The organism is Janibacter zhaoxuefangae (genome assembly GCF_050271985.1).
In the GTDB taxonomy this organism is placed as follows: Bacteria; Actinomycetota; Actinomycetes; order Actinomycetales; family Dermatophilaceae.
Genome location: NZ_CP189849.1, coordinates 2,059,623 through 2,080,925 on the forward strand (window position 1 = coordinate 2,059,623; position 21,303 = coordinate 2,080,925).

The 21,303-nt window shown below is 71.8% G+C and carries 21 protein-coding genes; 7 read left to right on the forward strand and 14 right to left on the reverse strand.

Annotated features, from left to right (window positions below; genetic code table 11):
- Positions 1–9: 9 nt before the first annotated feature.
- Together ACQBAS_RS09675 and ACQBAS_RS09680 are read right to left on the reverse strand one after the other, a co-directional pair.
- Complete coding sequence (locus ACQBAS_RS09675; RefSeq protein ID WP_427383586.1) at positions 10–2,226, reverse strand: SpoIID/LytB domain-containing protein; 2,217 nt, start codon at positions 2,224–2,226, stop codon at positions 10–12.
- Between the two features lie 82 nt (positions 2,227–2,308).
- Positions 2,309–3,259 carry a glycosyltransferase family 2 protein gene (locus ACQBAS_RS09680; RefSeq protein WP_427385619.1) on the reverse strand — a complete coding sequence of 317 codons (951 nt, stop codon included), beginning with the start codon at positions 3,257–3,259 and terminating at the stop codon, positions 2,309–2,311.
- A gap of 494 nt (positions 3,260–3,753) precedes the next feature.
- On the opposite strand from ACQBAS_RS09680, the gene ACQBAS_RS09685 reads away from it, so the two are divergent.
- The gene (locus ACQBAS_RS09685; protein ID WP_427383587.1) at positions 3,754–5,208 is read left to right on the forward strand and encodes an LCP family protein; all 1,455 of its coding nucleotides are present in this window, start codon (positions 3,754–3,756) and stop codon (positions 5,206–5,208) included.
- A gap of 62 nt (positions 5,209–5,270) precedes the next feature.
- On the opposite strand, the gene ACQBAS_RS09690 is transcribed toward ACQBAS_RS09685, so the two are convergent.
- From ACQBAS_RS09690 to ACQBAS_RS09700, 3 genes are read right to left on the reverse strand one after another with little or no spacing between them, the layout of a single operon-like run.
- Positions 5,271–6,074 carry a sulfite exporter TauE/SafE family protein gene (locus ACQBAS_RS09690; protein ID WP_427383588.1) on the reverse strand — a complete coding sequence of 268 codons (804 nt, stop codon included), beginning with the start codon at positions 6,072–6,074 and terminating at the stop codon, positions 5,271–5,273.
- Positions 6,075–6,093: 19 nt separating this feature from the next.
- Positions 6,094–6,276 carry a hypothetical protein gene (locus ACQBAS_RS09695; RefSeq protein WP_427383589.1) on the reverse strand — a complete coding sequence of 61 codons (183 nt, stop codon included), beginning with the start codon at positions 6,274–6,276 and terminating at the stop codon, positions 6,094–6,096.
- Between the two features lie 53 nt (positions 6,277–6,329).
- Positions 6,330–7,724, reverse strand: a complete 1,395-nt coding sequence (locus tag ACQBAS_RS09700; protein WP_427383590.1) for an MBL fold metallo-hydrolase — start codon at positions 7,722–7,724, stop codon at positions 6,330–6,332.
- Between the two features lie 167 nt (positions 7,725–7,891).
- Here ACQBAS_RS09700 and ACQBAS_RS09705 point away from each other — a divergent pair, with 167 nt between their 5' ends.
- Positions 7,892–8,158 carry a metal-sensitive transcriptional regulator gene (locus tag ACQBAS_RS09705; protein ID WP_427383591.1) on the forward strand — a complete coding sequence of 89 codons (267 nt, stop codon included), beginning with the start codon at positions 7,892–7,894 and terminating at the stop codon, positions 8,156–8,158.
- Between the two features lie 80 nt (positions 8,159–8,238).
- Positions 8,239–9,156, forward strand: coding sequence for a cation diffusion facilitator family transporter (locus ACQBAS_RS09710; RefSeq protein WP_427383592.1), 918 nt, complete (start codon positions 8,239–8,241; stop codon positions 9,154–9,156).
- Here ACQBAS_RS09710 and ACQBAS_RS09715 read toward each other — a convergent pair.
- Positions 9,146–10,309, reverse strand: coding sequence for a HAMP domain-containing sensor histidine kinase (locus ACQBAS_RS09715; RefSeq protein WP_427383594.1), 1,164 nt, complete (start codon positions 10,307–10,309; stop codon positions 9,146–9,148). The genes ACQBAS_RS09710 and ACQBAS_RS09715 overlap by 11 nt on opposite strands.
- Positions 10,306–11,043, reverse strand: coding sequence for a response regulator (locus ACQBAS_RS09720; RefSeq protein WP_427383595.1), 738 nt, complete (start codon positions 11,041–11,043; stop codon positions 10,306–10,308). The genes ACQBAS_RS09715 and ACQBAS_RS09720 overlap by 4 nt, the downstream gene beginning before the upstream one ends.
- A 143-nt stretch (positions 11,044–11,186) precedes the next feature.
- Between ACQBAS_RS09720 and ACQBAS_RS09725 the strand changes: the two genes are divergently transcribed.
- Together ACQBAS_RS09725 and ACQBAS_RS09730 are read left to right on the forward strand one after the other, a co-directional pair.
- A complete protein-coding gene (locus ACQBAS_RS09725; protein ID WP_427383596.1) occupies positions 11,187–11,480 on the forward strand; it encodes a hypothetical protein in 294 nt (97 codons plus the stop codon).
- Positions 11,481–11,539: 59 nt separating this feature from the next.
- A complete protein-coding gene (locus ACQBAS_RS09730) occupies positions 11,540–13,093 on the forward strand; it encodes a multicopper oxidase family protein (RefSeq protein WP_427383597.1) in 1,554 nt (517 codons plus the stop codon).
- Between the two features lie 90 nt (positions 13,094–13,183).
- Here the strand turns inward: ACQBAS_RS09730 and ACQBAS_RS09735 are convergent, their stop codons facing one another.
- Complete coding sequence (locus ACQBAS_RS09735; RefSeq protein WP_427383599.1) at positions 13,184–14,350, reverse strand: acyl-CoA dehydrogenase family protein; 1,167 nt, start codon at positions 14,348–14,350, stop codon at positions 13,184–13,186.
- Between the two features lie 92 nt (positions 14,351–14,442).
- Complete coding sequence (locus ACQBAS_RS09740) at positions 14,443–15,609, reverse strand: nucleotide sugar dehydrogenase (RefSeq protein ID WP_427383600.1); 1,167 nt, start codon at positions 15,607–15,609, stop codon at positions 14,443–14,445.
- 88 nt (positions 15,610–15,697) lie between these two features.
- On the opposite strand from ACQBAS_RS09740, the gene ACQBAS_RS09745 reads away from it, so the two are divergent.
- The gene (locus ACQBAS_RS09745; RefSeq protein WP_427383602.1) at positions 15,698–16,153 is read left to right on the forward strand and encodes a CoA-binding protein; all 456 of its coding nucleotides are present in this window, start codon (positions 15,698–15,700) and stop codon (positions 16,151–16,153) included.
- A gap of 26 nt (positions 16,154–16,179) precedes the next feature.
- Here the strand turns inward: ACQBAS_RS09745 and purE are convergent, their stop codons facing one another.
- Positions 16,180–16,698 (reverse strand): 5-(carboxyamino)imidazole ribonucleotide mutase, encoded by a 519-nt coding sequence (purE, locus tag ACQBAS_RS09750; protein ID WP_427383603.1) that lies wholly within the window; start codon positions 16,696–16,698, stop codon positions 16,180–16,182.
- A complete protein-coding gene (locus tag ACQBAS_RS09755; protein ID WP_427383604.1) occupies positions 16,695–17,876 on the reverse strand; it encodes a 5-(carboxyamino)imidazole ribonucleotide synthase in 1,182 nt (393 codons plus the stop codon). The genes purE and ACQBAS_RS09755 overlap by 4 nt, the downstream gene beginning before the upstream one ends.
- A gap of 38 nt (positions 17,877–17,914) precedes the next feature.
- Here ACQBAS_RS09755 and ACQBAS_RS09760 point away from each other — a divergent pair, with 38 nt between their 5' ends.
- On the forward strand, positions 17,915–18,412 hold the full coding sequence (locus ACQBAS_RS09760) for a GtrA family protein (RefSeq protein ID WP_427383605.1): 498 nt from the start codon (positions 17,915–17,917) through the stop codon (positions 18,410–18,412).
- Between the two features lie 22 nt (positions 18,413–18,434).
- Here ACQBAS_RS09760 and ACQBAS_RS09765 read toward each other — a convergent pair whose 3' ends face one another.
- From ACQBAS_RS09765 to ACQBAS_RS09775, 3 genes are all read right to left on the reverse strand, one after another.
- A complete protein-coding gene (locus ACQBAS_RS09765; RefSeq protein WP_427383607.1) occupies positions 18,435–19,460 on the reverse strand; it encodes a sensor histidine kinase in 1,026 nt (341 codons plus the stop codon).
- Between the two features lie 7 nt (positions 19,461–19,467).
- Positions 19,468–20,142: a response regulator transcription factor gene (locus ACQBAS_RS09770; protein ID WP_427383609.1), complete on the reverse strand. Its 675-nt coding sequence runs from the start codon at positions 20,140–20,142 to the stop codon at positions 19,468–19,470.
- 98 nt (positions 20,143–20,240) lie between these two features.
- Positions 20,241–21,302, reverse strand: a complete 1,062-nt coding sequence (locus ACQBAS_RS09775) for an adenylate/guanylate cyclase domain-containing protein (RefSeq protein ID WP_427383611.1) — start codon at positions 21,300–21,302, stop codon at positions 20,241–20,243.
- Position 21,303 lies beyond the last annotated feature (1 nt).

Genomic DNA, 21,303 nt, shown 5'->3' on the forward strand with positions numbered 1-21,303 from the left:
CCTGAACGCTCAGGACTCCTGGGCGCGGCGCAGCGCCAGTGACGGCACGGCGTCCGTGCCACCGGCCGCGCGAACCCGCTCGAGCCGCGCACCGGTCTGCAGTGTGCGCAGGGTGTCCTCCGGGACGACCGAGTCGTCGACGAGGACGACCGGCGAGCCGATGCCCCCGGCCACGGCGACCTCGTGCCGGCGCGTCGCGGACCCCGACGCGAGGCTGATCTCCGTCTGGGTCGTCACCCCGCGGAAGGTCCGCGCCAACGCCCCGGCCAGGGCCGTGTCGCCACTCCCCCAGATCCGCGACGTCGTCGCACCGAGGCCCCGCACCGTGTCGAGGACCGCGTCCGAGACTTTGTCCGGGTTGCCGACGACGTAGGCGCGGGACGGATCGATCGCCGCGATCGCGGACGCCGTGGCCGACGGGAGCGTGTTCGTCGACGAGATCAGCACCGGCATCGTGAGGGCCGACGCGGGCGCGGTCACTGCCGCGGAGTCGAGCATCCCGGCGGAGGGCACGATGGCGACGCGGCTGACCGGCACGCGCGCGTCGATCATCCGGGCGATCGTCCCGGCGGTGGACGTCCTGCTGCCCGACCAGATCCGCTTGACGGTGAGTCCGCGATCCTGCAGCTTCCGGACGATCGCCTCCGGCACCTCCGTCGTGCTGCCCACGACGTAGGCCGTCTGGAGCGCCGGCCGGCGCGAGAGCTCCGTGTCCGTGGCCGACGACAGCGTCGAGCGGCCCGACAGCAGGAGGGGTGCGTCGAGGGTGGAGGCCAGTGGGCGGGCCATGACGACGTCGGTCAGCGCCGAGTCGTACCCACCGGCGATGACGACACTCGTGGCACTCGAGGACACTCGCCGGGCCACGGCGCCCGCCAGCGCGTACCGCCCGTCCCCGGACGTGCGAATCGTCGTGTGCCGCACCGTCGTGGACTTGATGCCCAGCCGCGAACGCATCAGGGCGCCGGACAGGCTGCTCGTGGCTCCCCCGGCCGACGTGGCCACCGCGGTGTCCACCGCGTGCGAGACGGTGCGGTCGGAGAGGTCGAGGCGCGCGACGTCGGGGAGCCCGAAGGCGGTCGCGAGCGTGGCGCCCGTGACGGTCGCGCTCCAGGACCGGTTCGGGTTGTCCGCGGTGAGGGACCACGGGTCGTAGCGGTCACGCAGGTAGGGCAGCGCGGTCATGAAGACGTCCTCGCTGCGCTGGGTCCAGCCGCCGCTCGAGGACGAGTAGAACGCCTGGATGATCGTTCCGTTCGACCGGGGCACGTAGCCCGTGGTGGTCGACCCGGTGGCGCGCACGGCCGCCTTCCACTGCGGCCAGGCCGGGGCCTCGGCGTCGCTCGGCCACGGACCGTAGACCTGGTCGCGCGTCGAGTTGTAGAGGTGGCAGGCGCAGTCCGACCGGATGCCGGCCGACATCGCGCGCAGGGCGTAGGAGCGGGCTGCGGCCGCCTGGGTCTGGAGGGCGGCTGCGGGCCACGACCACGGCACCTCGCGGAGCTGGTCGAGGTATTCGTCGTGCAGTCGGGCGACCATGAGCACCTCGAGGCCGGAGCCCGTCGACGCCAGGACACGCGCCGAGCCGGCGCCGTAGCGCACACCGTCGATCGTCAGCAGGGTGCGGTTGTCGTCGAAGGTGACCACGGCCTGCGTCCCGGTCGCGCTGGTGGGTGCGGCGCACGCCGGGCACGACGCGACGACGTTCGAGCCGGAGCGGGTCAGGGTGGCCACCTGCCCGGGGTGCACGGTGATCGTCGTGCCGCCGAGGGCGACCTTCACGGTCCCGCCGCCGGTCGCCGTGGCGACGGAGCCGAGCTTCGTGCTGGTGACGTTGTGGCCGACGTTGACGCGCACGCTCGAGGTGTCCGTGACGGCGTCGTAGGTCGTGCCCTGGTAGTAGAACGCGAGGATCTCGCGCGCCGTGTACCCGGCTGCGGCCATCGCCTTCGCGCCGTACTGGCTCATGCCGACCCCGTGGCCCCACCCGGACCCGCGCAGGATGCGGTCGGGGCCGGCCGTGGTGACCGACGGCGTCGGTTCGGCCGGCTCAGAGGTGTCGACGGGCCCCTGCCGCTCCTGCCCGACTCCCCACGAGGAGAAGTCCCCGGGCTCGTCGGCGGCAGCAGCCGACCCGGCGGGGACGGCGACGAGGAGTGCGCCGACGAAGGCGGCGAGCGCGGCGGCTCGGCGGCGGCGATGGGCGGCGACAGAGTGCTGAGACATGACTGACGACCTTCGATGAGGGCCGCGAACGCGACACCTTCAGCGTACGCCGGAGCGGCCGAAGGGGGTGGCGAAGTTCCGATCAGTCGGTGCCGGGGTGCGCGATCCGCTTCGGGCTGGTGAGGAATCCGATCCCCCACGACCAGTGCATGACGGCGAGCGCGACGGGGGTGCGCACGCGCGTGGCCCAGTCCTCGGCGCGACTGATGGCGAGGCCGCCGACGGTCACCCCCGTGAGGTACCCAGCGGGGACGATGAGCGCCGGCGCCCAGGCGAGCCCGACGGCCGTGGCCGCGGTCGTCCCGACGACCATGGCCGGCGGCGCGAGGTAGCGCACGTTGACCGTGCCCGGGTGACGACGGGCGACGACGCGGCGCCACCGCCCGTAGTTGAAGTACTGCTTGGCGAGCGCCCGCGGCGAGTTTCGCGGGCGGTAGGTGACGACGAGGTCGGGGGTGAACCACACCCGCCCGCCGGTCTCGCGGATGCGGTGGTTCATCTCCCAGTCCTGGGCACGGGCGAAATGCTCGTCGTACCCGCCGACGCGGGCGAGCGCCGACCGGCGGAAGACCCCGAGATAGACGGTGTCGGACTCCCCCGCGCCGCCGCCGACATGGAACCGCGCGTTGCCGACGCCGAGTGGGCTGCGCATGGCGCAGGCAACGGCCCGTTCGAAGGGGGCCTGCCCCTCGGCCTGCATGATGCCGCCGACGTTGTCGGCGCTCTGCTCGGCGAGCGTGGTCTCGGCGACCCGGACGTAGTCGGTCGGGATCTCGGCGTGGGCGTCGACGCGGACGATGACGTCGCCGCTGGCCCGGCCGATGGCGGCGTTGAGTCCGTTGGGGGTGCGGCCCGTGGGGTTGGGCACCGTGACGACGCGGGGGTCGGCGGCCGCGAGCTCGGCCGCGACCTCATCGGTCCGATCGCGGGACGGGCCGAGAGCGAGGACGACTTCGAGCGTGCCGGGGTAGTCCTGCTCGAGGACACCGCGAACGGCGGCGGCCAGGTGGCGCTCCTCGTTGAGGACGGGCATCACGACGCTGACGGGCGGGTGAGCGGCTGGGGCGGGCGTCGTCGGGCTGGTCACGGGCCCCAGTATCCCCAACCCCCACCAATCCCCCGAGTTTTGGACATCAGCGATCCCAAACCCGGCACCGACAGCCCCCTTCCCCCGAGTTTGGGACATCAGCGATCCCAAACCCGGCGCCGACAGCCCCCTTCCCCCGAGTTTGGGACATCAGCGATCCCAAACCCGGCGCCGACAGCCCCCTTCGCCCGAGTTTGGGACATCAGCGATCCCAAACCCGGCACCGACAGCCCCCTTCCCCCGAGTTTGGGACATCAGCGATCCAAAACTGGGCACCGACGGCCCCCTTCGCCCGAGTTTGGGACATCAGCGATCCCAAACTGGGCACCGACAGCCCCCTTCCCCCGAGTTTGGGACATCAGCGATCCCAAACTGGGCGAAGGTGACCCGGCGCGAGTCGGTGGGAGCAACTCTCAGGCGAAGTCCCTACGCTGTCCCCCATGCCTGCACGCCCCGTCGATCCCGAACAGCCCGAGGACGCAAACCCCCGAGGACGATCGGGGCGGCCCGCCCCACGGCGCCCGCGCTCCGACGACGCGATGACCTTCGACACCCGCAGCAGCGCCCGCCGACCTGCGGCGCCCCGCGGCCGGGACACCTCTTCCGACGCCCGCCCCATCCCCCAGGGCACGCGGCGCCCGGCCACTCCCCGCAATGCCCCCGCACCCCGATCCGCCGCCCGTCCCGACGTCGACCGCACGCAGCGCATCCCGCAGTCCGGTGCCGGGTCGACCCGCCGGATGCCGGCCGCGGGGCAGCGCGCCTCGGCTGCGGGGACACCCGGTCCGGACCAGGCCCGCTCGACGCGCCGCCCGGCCCCCACGAACACGGGATACCGCCCCCGCCAGCCCCAGCCGCCGATCCGGGACGGCCGCGGCCAGCCCCCGCGCCGCCCCGTCGCCCCCCGCCCGGTCGCTCCCCCGCCGCGACGCGGCGGCGGTCTGCGCAAGGCACTGTCGATCGCGCTCGTGCTCGTCGTCCTCTGGGGCGGCCTCACCGCATGGGCCATCAACGCCGCGTGGGACTCGGTCAACAAGGTCCCGGCCACGCCGGACGGGCAGCGCGCCGCAGAGGGCAAGGGCCGCAACATCCTCCTCGTCGGCAGTGACTCGCGCGCCGGCCTGACGGCGAAGGAGCGCAACGAGCTCGGCACCGGCAGCGACACCGGCGGCGCCCGCACCGACTCGATCATGGTGCTGCACACCGGTTCCGGCGACCCGACGCTCCTGTCGATCCCGCGCGACTCGTACGTCGAGATCCCGGGTCAGGGCATGAACAAGATCAACGCCGCCTACTCCCTCGGTGGCCCCAAGCTCATGGCCAGCACCATCGAGCACGCGACCGGGCTGCACGTCGACGGCTTCATGGAGATCGGCTTCGGCGGGTTCGCCAACGTGGTCGACGCCCTCGACGGCGTGCGGATCTGCGTCAAGAACGACATGCAGGACGACAAGGCGCACATCGACCTCAAGAAGGGCTGCCAGACGATGGACGGCAAGACCGCCCTCGGCTACGTGCGAGCCCGCTACTCCGACCCCGAGGGTGACCTCGGACGCGTCAAGCGTCAGCGCCAGTTCCTCGGCGCCCTCATGGGGAAGGCGGCCACGCCGGCCAACGTCCTGCTCCCCTGGCGCGCGCGCTCGCTCGGCAAGGCCGCGGGCAAGGCCCTCACCGTCGGCGAGGACGACTCGATGATCGGCACCGCTCGCGGCATGTGGGCGCTGCGCGCCGTGGCCAAGGACGAGGGCAACTCCGTCACGGTCCCGATCTCGAACAACAACCTCGCCACCCCCTCGGGTTCCGCCGTCGAGTGGGACCCCGAGGAGTCGAAGGCGCTCTTCCAGCAGCTCATCAACGACGAGGAACTGACCGTCTCGACGGACGCTCAGAAGTAAGGACGCTCAGAAGTTAGGGCGCTCAGAGGTAAGGACAGTTAGGGCGCTCAGAGGTAAGGACACTAGAGCGCGCCGGCGAGCGTGCTGCCCGCGGTGTAGAGCGCCACGACGACGAGCAGGCCGGCGAAGGCCAGCGTCAGGTGACGCGGAGCGACCTTCGCCGCGACCCTCCCGCCGATGAGGCTGCCGGCAATGGCGGCCGCCGTGAAGAGCACGATGACGCTCCAGTCGAGGGTGAGGCCCCCGCTGGTGCGCGCGATGAGCGCCGTCGCGCTGTTGACCGCGATGACGAGCAGCGACGTGCCGACGGCCACGGGCACCGGGAACGACAGCGCGAGCACGAGCGCGGGCACGAGGGCGAAGCCGCCACCCACGCCGAAGAACCCGGTGAGCAGGCCGACCGCGGTCGCGGTGACGAGCACCTTGAGGACGCGGGGGCAGGCACACGCGAAGGGGTGCAGGCTCAGCATGGGACCGGCGTCGTCCGCACCGGCTGCGGCGGCCCGGCCGCTGAGCGCGCGCCGGACCATGAGCCCGGCGACGAGCAGCATCAGCAGAGAGAAAGCCCCGAGCAACACCGCGGGCGACACCTGGCGCGAGGCGAACGACCCGGCGAACGAGCCGGCCGTGCCCAGGGCGCCGAAGGCCAGCCCCTGCCCGACGCGGACGTTGCCGCGTCGGGCATGTGGGACGAGCGCGATCAGCGAGGTGATCCCCACGATGACGAGCGAGCCCGTCGTCGCCACTCGCGGGTCCTGGCCCACGAGATGGACCAGCGCCGGGACCGTGAGGATCGATCCGCCCCCGCCCAGGGCGCCGAGCGCGAGGCCGATGAGCAGCCCGGCGGGCAGGACGAAGGGAGTCATGAAGGTCGTCGGCCGCCGGTCAGCCGCGGCCGAAGAGGCGGCTCAGCACCGAGGCGGAGGACGAGGCGGACTTCGGCGCGTCGTTGTCGTGGCCGGCGCAGCGGTCGCTGTTCGGCACGCGCGCCATGACCTGGTCGACGTGCTGGCCGCAACCGGCCCAGGTGGTCTTGCCGCAGATCTTGCAGTTGACGGGACGGCACATGGTTTCTCCTTGGTGGGGTTGGGTGATGCGTTGGTGGTGAGGGTGGGGGTGGCTCAGGCGGCGACGACGGGCAGACCGGAGGCGGCCGCGCTCTCGCCGAAGCTGTCGTCGATGGCCACGACGGGGTGACCGTTCGCGGCGAGGACCGACGCGGCGATCGAGGCGCGATAGCCGCCGGCGCAGTGGACCCAGACCTCGCCGGCCGGGACGTCGGCGAGGCGGCCGAGCAGCTCGTGCAGCGGGATGCTGGTCGCGCCGTCGATGTGACCGTCGGCGAACTCCGTCACGCGGCGCACGTCGAGGACGGCCACCTCGCGGTGGTGTCGCACCTGGGCGAGGTCGGCGAAGGTCGCCCGCTCGAAGGAGCCGAGCGCCCCGTCGGTCCACTCCTGCGGGGTGCCGGTGGCGGCGCCCTCGAGGTGGTCGATGCCGATCCGGACGAGTTCGCGCTGCGCCTGCGCGACCTGCTCGGCGGACTCTCCGAGGACGGTGAGCGGAGTGCCCCACGGGATCAGCCAACCGAGGTAGGTCGAGAACTGACCGTCGAGGCCAATGTTGAGGGTGCCCGTCACGTGACCGGCGGCGAAGGCGGTGCGGGTGCGGAGGTCGACGACCCACTCCCCCGCCGCGATGCGGGCGGCGAGCGTCGCCTTGTCGGCAGCCTCGGGAGCCGACAGGTCCGGGGCCCCCGGTCCGGCGCTGTTGGCCGGGTCCATGTGGGCGTAGTAAGCGGGATAGGCGTCGAGGCCGGCAAGGATGTCGGCCACCCAGCGCTCCTCGTCCTGGGTCAGGGCGGGATTGATCCGCTTCTCCGTGCCGATGGTCGAGGCCGTGGCGTCGCCGGTGGAGCCGGCGGAGCAGAACGACCCGAAGCCGTGGGTGGGCAGCACGTGGGTGTGCTCCGGCAGCTCGTCGGCGAGCCGGTGCGCGGACGAGAACTGGTGGCGGGCCAGGGCATCGGCGTGCTCGTGGCCCAGCAGGTCGGGTCGGCCGGTCGCTCCGAAGAGCAGCGAACCGCCCGTGAAGACGCCCACGGACTGCACGTCGTCGGCGATCCACTCGAGGGCGTAGGAGAGGTGGGTGAAGGTGTGGCCGGGGGTGGCGATGACCCGCACCCGCATCGACGGCGAGACGTCGATGACGTCGCCGTCGGCCACCGGGGTGCGCTCGAAGCGCACGGGGTCGGCACCGTTGACGTGGTAGGCGGCGCCGGCGGCCTCGGCCAGCGCGAGTCCGCCGGTGACGTAGTCGTTGTGGATGTGGGTCTCGAAGACGTGGGTGACCGTCACCCCGTGCTCCGCGGCCAGCGCGAGGACGCGATCGATGTCCCGCTGCGGGTCGACGACGATCGCGACGTCTCCGTCGTGGGCCAGGTAGGACCGGTCCCCGAGGGAGGGCGTCTCGATGGGCACGATGACCGGCCCGGCGGGGGTGGCGCTGTGCGTCATGGGGTGGGCTCCTTGGCGTGACGTTCATACCCTTGGGGGTATCTTCTTCCTGCACTGTAGTACCCTAGGGGGTATACGAGTCAAGTTGACTCGACGGCAGCAGAGCCCCAGGCGCGACACCACACTGACGCCCCCTTTCCACACGCTTCCCACACCAGGAGTCCCCGATGGTCACCCTCAACGACGACGACATGGCGCCCGTCCTCAACCGTCTCCGTCGTGCCCAGGGCCAGATCGGTGGCGTCATCCGCCTGATCGAGGAAGGTCGCGACTGCAAGGACATCGTCACGCAGCTGGCCGCGGTCAACCGCGCCATCGACCGGGCCGGCTTCGCGATCGTCTCCGCGGGTCTGCGCGAGTGCCTCACCTCCCCCGACGGGATCAGCGACGACGATCTGGCCACGATGGAGAAGCTCTTCCTCACCCTCGCCTGAGTCCCGCCGAGCCGCGCCTAGGCTCGGCACATGCGCTCGGCACCCAGGGACATCACGCCCACGGACACCCCCGCCGCCTCATGAGTGGCCACTCCCACGGCGGTGGTCACTCGCACGGCGGGCATGCCGGCGCCGCGCACCGCTGGCGGCTGCGGACCGCCTTCGTCCTCGTGGCCGGCTTCTTCGGCGTCGAGCTCGTCACCGGTCTGGTCTCCGGCTCCCTCGCGCTGCTCTCCGATGCCGGGCACATGGCCGCAGACGTCGTGGCCCTCGGGGCCGCGCTGACCGCCACCCGTATCGCCGCCCGACCGGACACGACCGGCCGGCGGACCTTCGGCTCCTACCGCGCCGAGGTCTTCGCCTCCGGCCTGGCCGTCCTGCTCATGCTCGGTGTCTCCGCCTTCATCGCCGTGGAGGCCGTCCGCCGGATCGGCGGCACCCCGGACGTGGCCTCCGGCCCCATGCTCCTCGTCGGAGCACTCGGCCTGGTCGTCAACCTCGTCTGCATCGTCCTGCTGCGCGGCGGCGCCGACGAGTCCCTCAACGTCAAGGGCGCTTACCTCGAGGTCCTCGCCGACACTCTCGGCTCGATCGGGGTCATCGTCGCCGGCGTCATGGTCGCCCGGACCGGGAACGCGTGGTGGGACACCGGCATCGCCCTGGCCATCGCCGCCTTCGTCGCCGTCCGCGCGATCCTGCTCGGCCGGGAGGTGCTTGTCGTCCTCGGGCAGCACGCCCCCGCCGGGATGGATCCCGACCGGGTCGCCGAGGCGCTGGCCGCGGTGCCCGGCGTCAGTGGCGTCCACGACCTGCACGTGTGGACGCTGACCTCCGGCATGAACGTGGCCACGGCGCACCTGGTCACGGCCGACGGGGTCGATGCGCACGACGTCCTCGACCGCGCACGACAGGTCATGCGCGCGACCTTCGGCGTCGAGCACGCGACCCTCCAGGTCGAGCCCGACAGCCACACCGGCTGCGAGGAGGTCACCTGGTGACGGGGAGAGTGATGACGAAGGTCGCCCCGCGACCGGGGCCGTCGCTGGTCGCGACGAGGGTGCCGCCATGGGCATCGACGATGGCGCGACTGATGGTCAGCCCGATCCCGCTCCCGCCACGGTGCTGGCGGGAAGGGTCGGCCCGGTAGAACCGATCGAAGATGTGCGGCAGGTCGGCTTCGTCGATCCCGCTCCCGGTGTCGGCGACGACGAGTTCGACGGTGCGGTCACGGCCGCGGCGCGCGGTGAGCGTGACGGTGCCCGGCGCGCTGGTGTGGTGCAGGGCGTTGTCGAGCAGGTTCCCCAGGACCTGACTGATCCGGTCGGGGTCGACGTCGACGGTGGCGGGGGTGTCGGCCTCGACCCGCACAGTGACACCGGCCGTGGCGTAGGCGTCCGCGGCCGCCGCGCCGGCCCCGCGCAAGAGGTCGGCCGCTGGAGTGGTTGTGGGCCTCAGGTCCAGGCGGCCCTCCTCGGCGCGGCTGACGGTGGTGATGTCGTCGGCGAGGCGGCGCAGGCGATGGGTGTTGCCGCGCAGGACGGCCAGCGTGGCGGGGTCGGCGCTGCGGACCCCGTCCTCGATGGCCTCGAGGTGAGCGTCGATGCTCGCCAGCGGGGTGCGCATCTCGTGCGCGACGTCCGCCAGCAGGCGCGCCCTGGTCTGCTCGACGCGTTCGAGGCGGGTGGCGAGCTCGTTGACCGTCGCCGCGAGGTGGTCGAACTCGTGGCCGAGGCCGACGGTCGGGACGCGAGTGTCGTAGTGCCCGTGGCTGATCCGGGTGGTCGACGTGGCCACGGCCGCGGTGGAGCTGCGCAACCGCCGGCTGAACCACCACGTGACGACCAGGGCGATGACGACGGACGCGACCAGACCGACCGAGAGGCCCACGACCAGTGCGCGGCGGAACCCTCGTTCGATGTGCTCGAGCTCGGCGGCCGTGTGCCGACCGCCCGCCTCCAGCATGTGCTTGTGGAACTCGCCGGGCCCGACGGTGATGGCGATGAGCCACGCGGTCCCGGCGCCGGCAAGCAGCAGCAACCCCTGGGCCAACAGCAGACGCGTCGCCAGTCCAGCGGGGCGCAGCCACGTCCGCTCGGACGAGGGCGCTCGCCCGGGGCCGGGCGAGGGCATCGCCTCGGGATCGGTGGTCATGCGCCGGTCCCCATCCGGTACCCGACGCCGCGGACCGTGCGGATGAACCGCGATGTGGTGGCGTCGTCGCCGAGCTTGCGGCGCAGGTGCAGGACGTGGACGTCGACGAGGTGCTCGTCGCCGACCCAGCCCGACCCCCACACCTCCTGAATGAGTTGCCGCCGGCTGAACGCCATCTGCGGTCGGGCCGACAGTGCGGCGAGCAGGTCGAACTCCGTGCGGGTCAAGGGAACCGGCTCGGAGCCGACCCACACATCGCGGCCCAGTGGGTCGATGGACAGGTCGCCGAAGGTACGCAACTGCGGCTGCGCGGCGCCGTGCCCACCGATGGCCCGCGGGCGACGCAACATGGCGCGCAGCCGGGCAGCGAGCTCGCGCGGGCTGAACGGCTTGGTCATGTAGTCGTCGGCGCCGACGGACAGCCCGACGAGGGTGTCGACCTCGTCCGTGCGGGCGGTGAGCATGACCACATAGGCATCCGAGAAGGTGCGCAGCGCTCGACACACCTCCAGCCCGTCCTGGCCGGGCAGCCCGAGGTCGAGCACGACGACATCGGGGTCGAGTTCGCGGGCGATGTCGACGGCGTCGAACCCGTTGCCGCAGGTGCGGACCTCGAATCCGTCGCGGTCGAGGTAGCTGGCGATGACGTCCGCCATGGGGACGTCATCCTCGACGACCAAAGCGCGCAGCCCGCGCACGACACCAGGTCGACGGGCGGCGTCCTGGGTGCTCATGGCGCCATCGTCGCAGGCCCCCACGGGCGGCCGTGGCCACTCGAGTCCGACCGGACCGTTCTTCAGCGAACCTTCATCGTTGCGCGATCGGAGGTGGGGTGCCGCGGTCGCACGCTGGGAGGACGGACACGGAGAAGGAGAAGGTGATCCCCATGATGGGTGGCTACGGCAACGGCTGGGGCAACTGGGTGGTCATGATCGTGATGATGTCCGGACTGTGGGTTCTGGTGGCGGTGGCGATCGTGGCGGTGCTGCGCTGGCCTTGGGGTCGGCCCGACCGCGCGGCGGAGCCCCCCACGGATCACGCCACGGCCCCCGCGCTCCGTCACGAGGCCTCACCGGCGGCACGTGCCCTGCTCGAGCAGCGCTTCGCCGCGGGAGACATCGACGAGGCCGAGTTCCGCTCGCGGCTGGCGGCGTTGATGGGCCGGTCGTGACGTCGTCGAGCACGGCAGCGTCACACCCGGCCGACGGCGCTCCCACCACGGGTGGGCCGGTGGCACGGCGCACGCTGCTCGCCGGTGGCGCCGGGATCGTGGGGTTGGGCGCCCTGGGGTTGAGCGCCTTCGGGTTGTCGGCCTGCGGGTCCGCCACGTCGCGTCTCGTCACGCCGACGTCGTCCGCGGTGGAGGCTGCCGAGCGGGCTCGCCGGCACACGGGTCGGACCGTGACCACTCGGCTCACCGCGGCTCCCGGCCCGATCGACCTGGGTGGACCCGTGGTCGACACGTGGTCGTTCGGGACCGTCCCGGGGCCGACGATCCGCACCCGTGCCGGTGACCGCCTCGTCGTCGATCTGACGAACGACCTGCCGGCTCCCACGACGGTGCACTGGCACGGGATCGCCCTGCGCAACGACATGGACGGCGTGCCGGGCATGACGCAGGCACCCATCGCCCCGGCCGGCTCGTTCCGCTACGACTTCACCGTCCCCGACCCGGGCACCTACTTCTTCCACCCCCACGTCGGGGTCCAGCTGGACCGCGGCCTGTACGGCGTCCTCGTCGTGGAGGATCCGGCCGAGCCCGGCGACCACGATCAGGAGTGGGTCGTCGTCCTCGACGACTGGGTCGACGGCACCGGACGCACGCCCGATGACGTCATGTCGGAGCTGCTCTCCGGATCCGGCTCGACCTCCGGCCACATGGGCGGCATGGGTGGATACGGCCCCGGTGGGTACGGCACCAGCGGCGACATGACGTCACCGCTGCTCGGGGGCGCCGGCGACATCGCCTACCCCCACTACCTCGTCAACGGCCGGGTGCCGGTGTCGCCCGTGACCTTGACCGGTCGCCCCGGTCAGCGGGTCCGGATGCGGGTGGTGAACGCGGCCGCGGACACCGCCTTCCGGTTGGCCGTCGGCGGCCACCAGCTGAGCCTCACCCACGCGGACGGCTTCCCCGTCGTGCCGGTGACCGGTGACGCGGTCCTGCTCGGGATGGGTGAACGCGTCGACCTCGTGCTCACCCTCGGTGACGGGGCGTTCCCACTGGTCGCCGCCGCGGAGGGCAAACACGGCCACGGCCTGGCGGTCGTGCGCACCGCCGCCGGCGCGGCCCCGTCCTCCACGGCGCGGACGACCGAGCTCGACGGGCGCGTCCTGACGGTGGCCGACCTCGCCCCGGCGACGTCGGCTGCGCTGCCGGTCCGCCGCGTGGACCGCACCCACGATCTGGACCTGGGCGGATCCATGGGCGGCATGGGCGGCATGGGCGGCATGGGTGGCTCCTCGTCCGGCTACGTCTGGACCATCAACGGGCGCACCTTCGAGCACCAGCAACCGCTGGACGTGCGGCAGGGCGAGCGAGTCAGGCTGCGCCTGCGGAACGCGACGATGATGTTCCACCCGATGCACGTTCACGGCCACACCTTCGCGGTCGTGGACGCCGCCGGACGGCCCGGAGCGCGCAAGGACACCGTCATCGTCGCCCCGATGCGCAGCGTCGTCGTCGACCTCGACGCGACCAACCCCGGACAGTGGATGACCCACTGCCACAACGCCTACCACGGCGAGGCCGGGATGATGACGACGCTGTCCTACCGCGACTGAAGCCGCACCCCACGTGCCTGGTGGCAGTGGGGTGCGGCTTCAGTGGGGCGGCACATGGGCGGGCGCGACGGGCGCGGCTGCCCGGCGGCCTCAGCCCTTGAGGAGCTGACGCGCCATGACGACGCGCTGGATCTGGTTGGTGCCTTCGTAGATCTGGGTGATCTTGGCGTCGCGCATCATCCGCTCGAGCGGGAAGTCACGCGTGTAGCCGGCGCCGCCGAGCAGCTGGACCGCATCGGTGGTGACCTTCATGGCCACGTCGGAGGCGTAGCACTTGGCCGCGGCGCCGAAGAACGACAGGTCCTTGTCCTCGCGCTCGGACTTCGCGGCGGCGACGTAGACCATCTGCCGGGCCGTCTCGACCTCCATCGCCATGTCCGCGAGCATGAACTGGATGCCCTGGAAGTCGGCGATCCGCTTGCCGAACTGCTTGCGCTCCTTGACGTAGGCCAGCGCCTCGTCGAGGGCGCCCTGGGCGATGCCGACGGCCTGCGCGCCGATGGTGACGCGGGTGTGGTCGAGGGTGCGGAGCGCGATCTTGAGGCCCTCGCCCTCCTTGCCGATGATGCGGTCGCCGGGGATGCGCACGTTGTCGAAGTGGAGTTCACGCGTGGGGCTGCCCTTGATGCCGAGCTTGCGCTCCTTCTCACCGAAGGTGAACCCCTCGTCGGACTTCTCCACGACGAAGGCGGTGACGTTGTTGCCGCGCTGGCCCTCGGGGTCGGTCACGGCGAGCACCGTGTAGTAGTCGCTGACGCCGGCGTTGGTGATCCACGACTTCTGGCCGTTGAGGACCCAGCCGTCGCCGTCCGCCTTCGCGCGGCACTTCATCGACGCCGTGTCGGAGCCGGCCTCGCGCTCGGACAGGCCGTAGGAGAAGCCGGACTTGCCGGACGCGAGGTCGGGAAGGTAGCGCTGCTTGATCTCGTCGTTGCCGCCGAGGATGACCGGCATGGAGCCGAGCTTGTTCACGGCGGGGATGAGCGCGGAGGCCGCGCACACCCGGGACACCTCCTCGATGACGATGCAGGTGGCGAGGGCGTCGGCGCCGACGCCGCCGTACTCCTCACCGACGTGCGGGGCGAAGAAGTCGGCCGCGACGAGCGCGTCGTGGGCCTCCTGCGGGTAGCGGGCCTCCTCGTCGACGGCCGCGGCGAAGGGCTTGACCTTGGCCTCGGCGACGGCCCGGACGGCCTCGCGCAGAGCCTCGTGATCCTCGTTGGTTCGGAAGAGGTCGAAATCGGCGTTGCCGGCCATGGGCGTCCTTGTCCTGTCGAGCGGTGTGATGAGGGTGACGGGGTGGTGCTTGCCTGGGTGCTGCCGCCGAAGGGGGCGCAGCGGGTGACGCGTCAGTCGTTGCCGAAGAGGTCGCGCGTGTAGACCTTGTCGCGCACCGGCATCAGCTCGTCGACGAGCCGGTTGGCGATGATGACGTCGGACGCCTCGACGAACGAGTCCAGGTCCGTGGTCACCGGCGTCCCGAGGAAGTCGCTGGCATCGAGGGCGGGCTCGTAGATGACCACGTCGACCCCCTTCGCCTTGATCCGCTCGATGACGCCCTGGACGCTGCTGGCGCGGAAGTTGTCCGAGCCGGCCTTCATGATGAGGCGGTGCACGCCGACGGTCCGCGGGCTGCGCGCGAGGATGTCGTCGGCGACGAAGTCCATGCGGGTCGTGTTGGAGTCGACGATCGCCTTCATCAGCGTCTGCGGGACGTCCTTGTAGTTCGCCAGCAGCTGCTTGGTGTCCTTGGGCAGGCAGTAGCCGCCGTAGCCGAAGGACGGGTTGTTGTAGTGCGAGCCGATCCGCGGGTCCAGGCCGACGCCGTCGATGATCTGACGCGTGTTGAGCCCGTGGGTCGCGGCGAAGGTGTCGAGCTCGTTGAAGTAGGCGACGCGCATCGCGAGGTAGGTGTTGGCGAAGAGCTTGATCGCCTCGGCCTCGGTGCTGTCCGTCAGGAGGACCTCGCAGTCCTTGTCGATGGCACCCTCGCGCAGCAACTCGGCGAACTGCTTGGCCCGGTCACTCACCTCGCCCACGATGATCCGCGACGGGTGGAGGTTGTCGTAGAGCGCCTTGCCCTCACGCAGGAACTCCGGGGAGAAGATCACGTTCGTCGCGCCGAGGGACTCGCGCAGACCGACGGTGTAGCCCACGGGGATCGTCGACTTGATGACCATGACGGCGTCGGGGTTGATCCGCATGACGTCGGCGACGACGCCCTCGACCGTCGAGGTGTTGAAGTAGTTCGTCTCCGGGTCGTAGTCCGTCGGCGTGGCGATGATGACGAAGGCAGCCCCCGCGTAGGCCTCCTCCTTGTCGAGCGTGAAGCGCAGATCGAGGTCCTTCGTGGTCAGGTACTCCACGATCTCGGTGTCCGAGATGGGGCTGCGACGCTCGTTGAGGGCGGCCACCCGTCCGGCGTCGATGTCGAAGCCGACGACCTCGTTGTGCTGCGCGAGGAGGACGGACATGGACAGGCCGACATAGCCGGTCCCGACGACTGCGATCTTCATGGAGGGTGATCCTGTCTGCGGGGGACGAACCCGAGCATCGTACGCACAGGCCGTTGCCCTCGCGGAGGATGTGGGGTGTGATGTGGTCATGCCTCTCCCGCATCGCAATGACCCCGCCCTGATCCGTGACCTGCTGCACGACCCCGGAGTGTGGGCCGTGGTGGGTCTCTCGGACAACGAGTCCCGCGACGCCTTCACCATCGCGCGCTGGATCAAGTTCGAGCTCGGGAAGGGGATCATCCCGGTCCACCCGGACGCGAAGGTCGTGCACGGCGAGCAGGGTTACGCCACCCTCGACGACATCCCGGACGGGACGGACCTCAAGGTCGTCGACTGCTTCGTCAACAGCGCGGAGGTCGGCGCGGTCGTCGATCAGGCCATTGCCAACAAGGACCGGCTGACGATCGACGCGATCTGGATGCAGCTCGGCGTCTCCGACGAGGCCGCGGCCGAGCGCGCTCGCGCCGCGGGCTTGGGCGTCGTCATGGATGCCTGCCCCAAGATCGAGTACACCAAGGTGCAGTCACACCCCTTCGGGCGCTGACCCACCTCGAGCGAAGGTCGCCCGACTCAGCGGGTGCGCCGCTCCCGCAGAGCGGCGCCCTTCGCCTGCGCCTGGTCGCGCAGCGCCGACTGGAAGTCGACCATCGCCGCGCGGAGCCGCTCGGCCGCCGGCCCCTCCCCCGCCGCGAGGGTGCGCACGGCGAGCAGCCCGGCGTTCCGGGCGCCACCGATGGACACCGTGGCGACGGGCACGCCCGCGGGCATCTGGACGATCGAGAGCAGCGAGTCCATGCCGTCGAGGTGCTTGAGCGGGACGGGCACGCCGATCACCGGCAGCGGCGTGACCGCGGCGAGCATCCCCGGCAGGTGGGCGGCGCCCCCGGCCCCGGCGATGATGACCCGCAGCCCCCGGTCCGCTGCGCCCTGCCCGTAGGCGATCATCTCGTCGGGCATGCGGTGCGCCGACACGACGTCGACCTCGTGCGGGACGCCGAACTCCTCGAGCGCCTGGGCCGCCAGCTCCATGACGGGCCAGTCGCTGTCGCTGCCCATGACGATGCCGACGAGCGGCTGCTGGTCACTCATTCCGTGATCACTCCCTGGAGGTAGTCGGCCGCGTGGCCGGCGCGTTCGCGCAGGTCGGCGAGGTCGTCGCCGCAGACCGTCACGTGCCCGATCTTGCGGCCGGGCCGGACACCCTTGCCGTACAGGTGGACCTTCAGGTCCGGGTCGCGCGCCAGGATGTGGCGGTAGGCCGGGTAGAGGTCCGGGTAGTCGCCGCCGAGGACGTTGGCCATGACCGTCCACGGTGCCCGAGGGAGCGGTGACCCCAGCGGCAGGTCGAGGACCGCCCGCAGGTGCTGCTCGAACTGCCCGGTGACCGCGCCGTCCATCGACCAGTGGCCGGAGTTGTGCGGCCGCATCGCCAGTTCGTTGACGAGCACGTGGCTGCCGTCGTCGCCGCTCACCTCGAAGAGCTCGACGGCGAAGACGCCGGTGACGTCGAGTTCGGCAGCGATCCGCAGGCCGATCGCCGTGGCCTCCCTCGCCGCCTCCGGCGAGAGGCCGGGGGCGGGGGCGAGCACCTCGGTGCACACGCCGTCGGTCTGGACGGTCTCGACGACCGGCCACGCCGCGGCCTGCCCGGACGGGCTGCGGGCGATGAGCACGGCGAGCTCGCGGACGAAGGGGACCCGCTCCTCGAGCAGCAGAGGCTCCCCCTGCTGCTGCGCGGTCGCGAGCCAGTCGGCCAGCTCGGGCGAGGACCCGACCAGGCGGACCCCCTTCCCGTCGTAGCCGCCGCGCGGCGTCTTGGCCACGACCGGCCACCCCACCCGCTGGCCGAAATCGTCAACATCCGCGGCCGTGTGCGCCGTCGCCCAGCGGGGGCAGGGCACCTCCGCGGCGGTGAGCCGCTCGCGCATGGCGATCTTGTCCTGCGCGAAGACGAGCGCGGCAGGTGTCGGGTGCATCGGCACACCGGCCTGCTCGAGCGCCGCGAGGACGTCCGCGGGGACGTGCTCGTGGTCGAAGGTGATGACGTCGCAGTGCGCGGCGAAGGCCAGCACGTCCGCGACGGAGGTGTGGTCACCGACGGGCGCGGACGGGATGACGAGGGCGGCGCTGGCGTCGGGGGCCTCGGCGAGGACGCTGAGGGTGATCCCCAGCTCGGCGGCGGGGGCCGCGCACATCCGGGCAAGCTGGCCGCCGCCGATGATCCCGACCACGGGGAAACCGCCGGGGGCACGCTGGGGGGTGGTCACGGACCGAGGATAGCCGCGCGGTCCTCTAGTCTCGTCCGGTGCCCATCCCCCCGGCAACCTCGCTCCCGAGCCGCGTGCTGCAGCGCGCGCGGGACATGATGGGCACCTTCTATCGCGAGCTGATCAAGTTCGGCCTCGTCGGCGCCGTCGCCTTCGTCGTCGATCTGGGCACCTTCAACCTGTTGAGCCATGCGGTCTTCGCCGGCGACAAGCCGACGACCGCCACGATCCTCAGCACGTCGATCGCGACGGTCGTGGCGTGGCTGGGCAACCGCTACTGGACCTTCCGCCGCCGCCGCAACCGGCCGCCGCACCACGAACTGGCGCTCTTCTTCGGGACCAACGGCGTCGCCCTGCTGCTGAGCGCCTTCACGGTCGCCTTCTCGCACTACGTGCTCGGCTACGCGACGCTGGTCGGCGACAACATCGCGAAGGTGGTCGGCATCGTCCTCGGGACGGCCTTCCGCTTCTGGGCCTACCGCACCCTCGTCTTCGCCCACGAACCCGCCGAGGACGAGACCCCGCACGGCGGCTGAGTCCCCGCCGCCCGAGGCGGACTCAGCGGACCGCGCCGGCCTCGGACAGGAAGGCCGCGAAGACGGCCGGCTGGGCGCTGAGCAGCTCGAGGCGTCCGCCGCTCTTCTCCGCGATGTCGCGCGCGAGCGAGAGCCCGAGGCCGCTGCCGCCCGAGGTGACCGACCGCTCGAAGATGTGCGGGGCGAGCGCCAGCGGCACCCCCTGGCCCTGATCGCGGACCTCGATGACGACGGACGGGCCCGAGCGGCGCGCGTCGACCTCGACGGTCCCGGCGCCGTGGATGAGGGAGTTCTCCAGGAGCGTGGCGAGGATCTGGGAGAGGTTCGTCGGCGTGCAGCGCACGACGAGCCCGCGGGTCCCCTTCACGTGGATGGAGCGACGCGCCTGCCCGAAGGAGGGCTGGAACTCGCGCTGCAGTGACGCCAGCACGCTGTCGAGGGAGACGGAGCTGTCGGCCCCGGCGCCCTGCCGGCTGCGGCTGAGCATGTCGTCGACGACCTGGGTCAGGCGCTCGACCTGGGTCGTGCCGATGTTGGCCTCCTCCCGGATGGCCTCGAGATCGTCGGTCATCGCGATCTCTTCGAGGCGCATCAGCAGGGCGGTCAGCGGCGTGCGGAGCTGGTGGGACGCGTCGGCGGCGAAGCGTCGCTCGTCCGCGATGGTGCGGTTGAACTCCGCGGCGGAGTGCGCGAGCACGTCCGCGACGAGATCGACCTCGGCGATGCCGGAGTCGAGCGGCTCAAAGCGCGACTCGCCGGCACCGAGCCGCTCGGCCCGCTCGGCGAGCCGCCGCAGCGGGTCTGCGAGCACCTTCGCCTGGCGCCTCGCGATGAGCGTGCCGACGACGACGGCGATGACCGTGAGGGCCGCGACCCCGAAGGTCGCCCGGACGACGAGCTCACCGATCCGCTCCGCGGACAGGTAGTGCTCGACCTGTGCGCGGTCGCGCGCGGCCACCCAGACGAGGAGCGCGAGCAGGGGCAGGCCCATGACGGCCGCCGCCGCGAGCACGGCCATCGTGGTCGAGCGGATCAGCGCCTGACGCACGCGGACCTCAGACCGCGTCGGCGTCGAAGCGGAAACCCACGCCGCGGACGGTCGTGATGTGTGTGGGCTGGGTCGCGTCGTCGCCGAGCTTCTTGCGCAGGACGGAGATGTGCATGTCGAGGGTCTTGGTCGACCCGTACCAGGCCGTCTCCCACACCTCGCGCATGAGCTGCTCCCGGGAGACGACCTTGCCCCGCTCGCGCACGAGGACGCGGAGGACGGCGAACTCCTTCGCGGTCAGCTGGAGCTCGTCACCGTGGAACCAGGCGCGCCGGCCCTCGGGGTCGATCCGCACGATGTCGTCATCCGTCGTGGTCTCGCCGGCCTTGCGCCGCAGCAGGGCACGGGCACGGGCCAACAGTTCGGCCAGACGGAAGGGCTTGGTGACGTAGTCGTCCGCGCCGGCGTCGAGCCCCACGACGGTGTCGACCTCGTCGGCGCGCGCCGTGAGGACGAGGACGGGCACCGAGCTCCCCTCGCTGCGCAGGCGACGGCAGACCTCGAGGCCGTCGATGGTGGGCAGACCCAGATCGAGGACCACGAGGTCGGGGTGCAGTCGCGCGGCGGCGAGCACGTCCTGCCCGTCGGCGAAGACCTCGACCTCGTAGCCCTCGCGGCGCAGGGCGCGCGCCAAGGGGTCGGAGATGGCCGGGTCATCTTCGGCGAGCAGCACACGAGTCATGCGCTGCATCGTAGGTGCCCCCTCCGGATGGCGCTCCTCGACGGCGGTGTCCCGGTGCGTGGCGGTGGCGTCCTGGGGCGGGATCCGGCGAGTCAGGCTCAGTGGTGCGGCGTGCCGGGCACGCGAGCGCCGGTGCTGCGCTGCAGCCGACTCGGGGTGACGGAGCCGATGCCCCGCAGCACCCGCCGTCGCTCGGGCCACGTCTCGAAGCCGGAGAGCGCCGCCAGCCGACGAGTCAGCGCGTCGTCGACGAACACCCCGCGCTTGGGGGTGACGGCCGTCAGTCGGCTCGCACGGTTGACCGTGGTGCCGAAGACGTCGCCGAGTCGGGAGATCACCGGCCCGTAGGCCATCCCGACGCGGACGTCCGGCAGCACGTCGTCCTCCGCGCAGGCCTCGACGAGGTCGAGGGCGATGGCGGCCGCGGGGGCCGCCTCGTGCGTCGTGAACATGACCTCGTCGCCCACGGTCTTGATCACCCGACCACCGTGCGCGGTGATGATGTCCGAGGCCGTCACCTCGAACCGCTGGACGAGGTGCCCGAGCTCGGTCTCGCTGAGCCGCCGCACGACGTTGGTGAAGTTGACGAGGTCGGCAAAGCCGACGGTCCGCTCGTGGCCGAGCGTCTCCGTCGTCGGGTCCGCGTCGGCGAGGAAACGGGACAGGGCAGCCGTCAGCTGGCGGCGCCACGCGTAGACGAGCAGGGGCTCGAGGACGTCGACCATGTCGACGAGCTGTCGCGCGGTCTCGCGGGCCACCTCCGGGGTGACGCCCCGGCGGCCCCCTTCCTCGGAGTCAGGCTCGACGGCGTCGCCGGCGAAGCCCGCGGCCTGCCCGGCCAGCGCCTCGGAGACGAGCTGGGTCTGCCACACGGCGAGCCGGTCGGTGTTGCGCGCCAGCGCCCGCGTCATGGCGAGGATGAACTCCTCCTCGTAGCCCCCTTCGCGCACCATCCGCGCCGCGATGGCGAGCGCCTCGCTGTCGGCCTCGGTGAACATCGCCTCGCCCTCCGGGACTTGGGGGAAGCCGAGGGCGTGCCACAGCTTGCGGGCGGAGCGGATGGAGACGCCGGCACCCCGGGAGACCTCCCGGCGGCCCAAGGATGCAGGGCGGCCGAGGAGCGCCTGCTCGATGCTGTCCGGGGTCGGCTCACCTTCCATC

Excerpts from the sequence above, each read along its gene's own strand:
- ACQBAS_RS09675 (WP_427383586.1), bottom strand. The coding sequence starts at position 2,226 with ATGTCTCAGCACTCTGTCGCCGCCCATCGCCGCCGCCGAGCCGCCGCG.
- ACQBAS_RS09680 (WP_427385619.1), bottom strand. The coding sequence starts at position 3,259 with ATGCCCGTCCTCAACGAGGAGCGCCACCTGGCCGCCGCCGTTCGCGGT.
- ACQBAS_RS09685 (WP_427383587.1), top strand. The coding sequence starts at position 3,754 with ATGCCTGCACGCCCCGTCGATCCCGAACAGCCCGAGGACGCAAACCCC.
- ACQBAS_RS09690 (WP_427383588.1), bottom strand. The coding sequence starts at position 6,074 with ATGACTCCCTTCGTCCTGCCCGCCGGGCTGCTCATCGGCCTCGCGCTC.
- ACQBAS_RS09695 (WP_427383589.1), bottom strand. The coding sequence starts at position 6,276 with ATGTGCCGTCCCGTCAACTGCAAGATCTGCGGCAAGACCACCTGGGCC.
- ACQBAS_RS09700 (WP_427383590.1), bottom strand. The coding sequence starts at position 7,724 with ATGACGCACAGCGCCACCCCCGCCGGGCCGGTCATCGTGCCCATCGAG.
- ACQBAS_RS09705 (WP_427383591.1), top strand. The coding sequence starts at position 7,892 with ATGGTCACCCTCAACGACGACGACATGGCGCCCGTCCTCAACCGTCTC.
- ACQBAS_RS09710 (WP_427383592.1), top strand. The coding sequence starts at position 8,239 with ATGAGTGGCCACTCCCACGGCGGTGGTCACTCGCACGGCGGGCATGCC.
- ACQBAS_RS09715 (WP_427383594.1), bottom strand. The coding sequence starts at position 10,309 with ATGACCACCGATCCCGAGGCGATGCCCTCGCCCGGCCCCGGGCGAGCG.
- ACQBAS_RS09720 (WP_427383595.1), bottom strand. The coding sequence starts at position 11,043 with ATGAGCACCCAGGACGCCGCCCGTCGACCTGGTGTCGTGCGCGGGCTG.
- ACQBAS_RS09735 (WP_427383599.1), bottom strand. The coding sequence starts at position 14,350 with ATGGCCGGCAACGCCGATTTCGACCTCTTCCGAACCAACGAGGATCAC.
- ACQBAS_RS09740 (WP_427383600.1), bottom strand. The coding sequence starts at position 15,609 with ATGAAGATCGCAGTCGTCGGGACCGGCTATGTCGGCCTGTCCATGTCC.
- ACQBAS_RS09745 (WP_427383602.1), top strand. The coding sequence starts at position 15,698 with ATGCCTCTCCCGCATCGCAATGACCCCGCCCTGATCCGTGACCTGCTG.
- purE (WP_427383603.1), bottom strand. The coding sequence starts at position 16,698 with ATGAGTGACCAGCAGCCGCTCGTCGGCATCGTCATGGGCAGCGACAGC.
- ACQBAS_RS09770 (WP_427383609.1), bottom strand. The coding sequence starts at position 20,142 with ATGACTCGTGTGCTGCTCGCCGAAGATGACCCGGCCATCTCCGACCCC.
- ACQBAS_RS09775 (WP_427383611.1), bottom strand. The coding sequence starts at position 21,302 with ATGGAAGGTGAGCCGACCCCGGACAGCATCGAGCAGGCGCTCCTCGGC.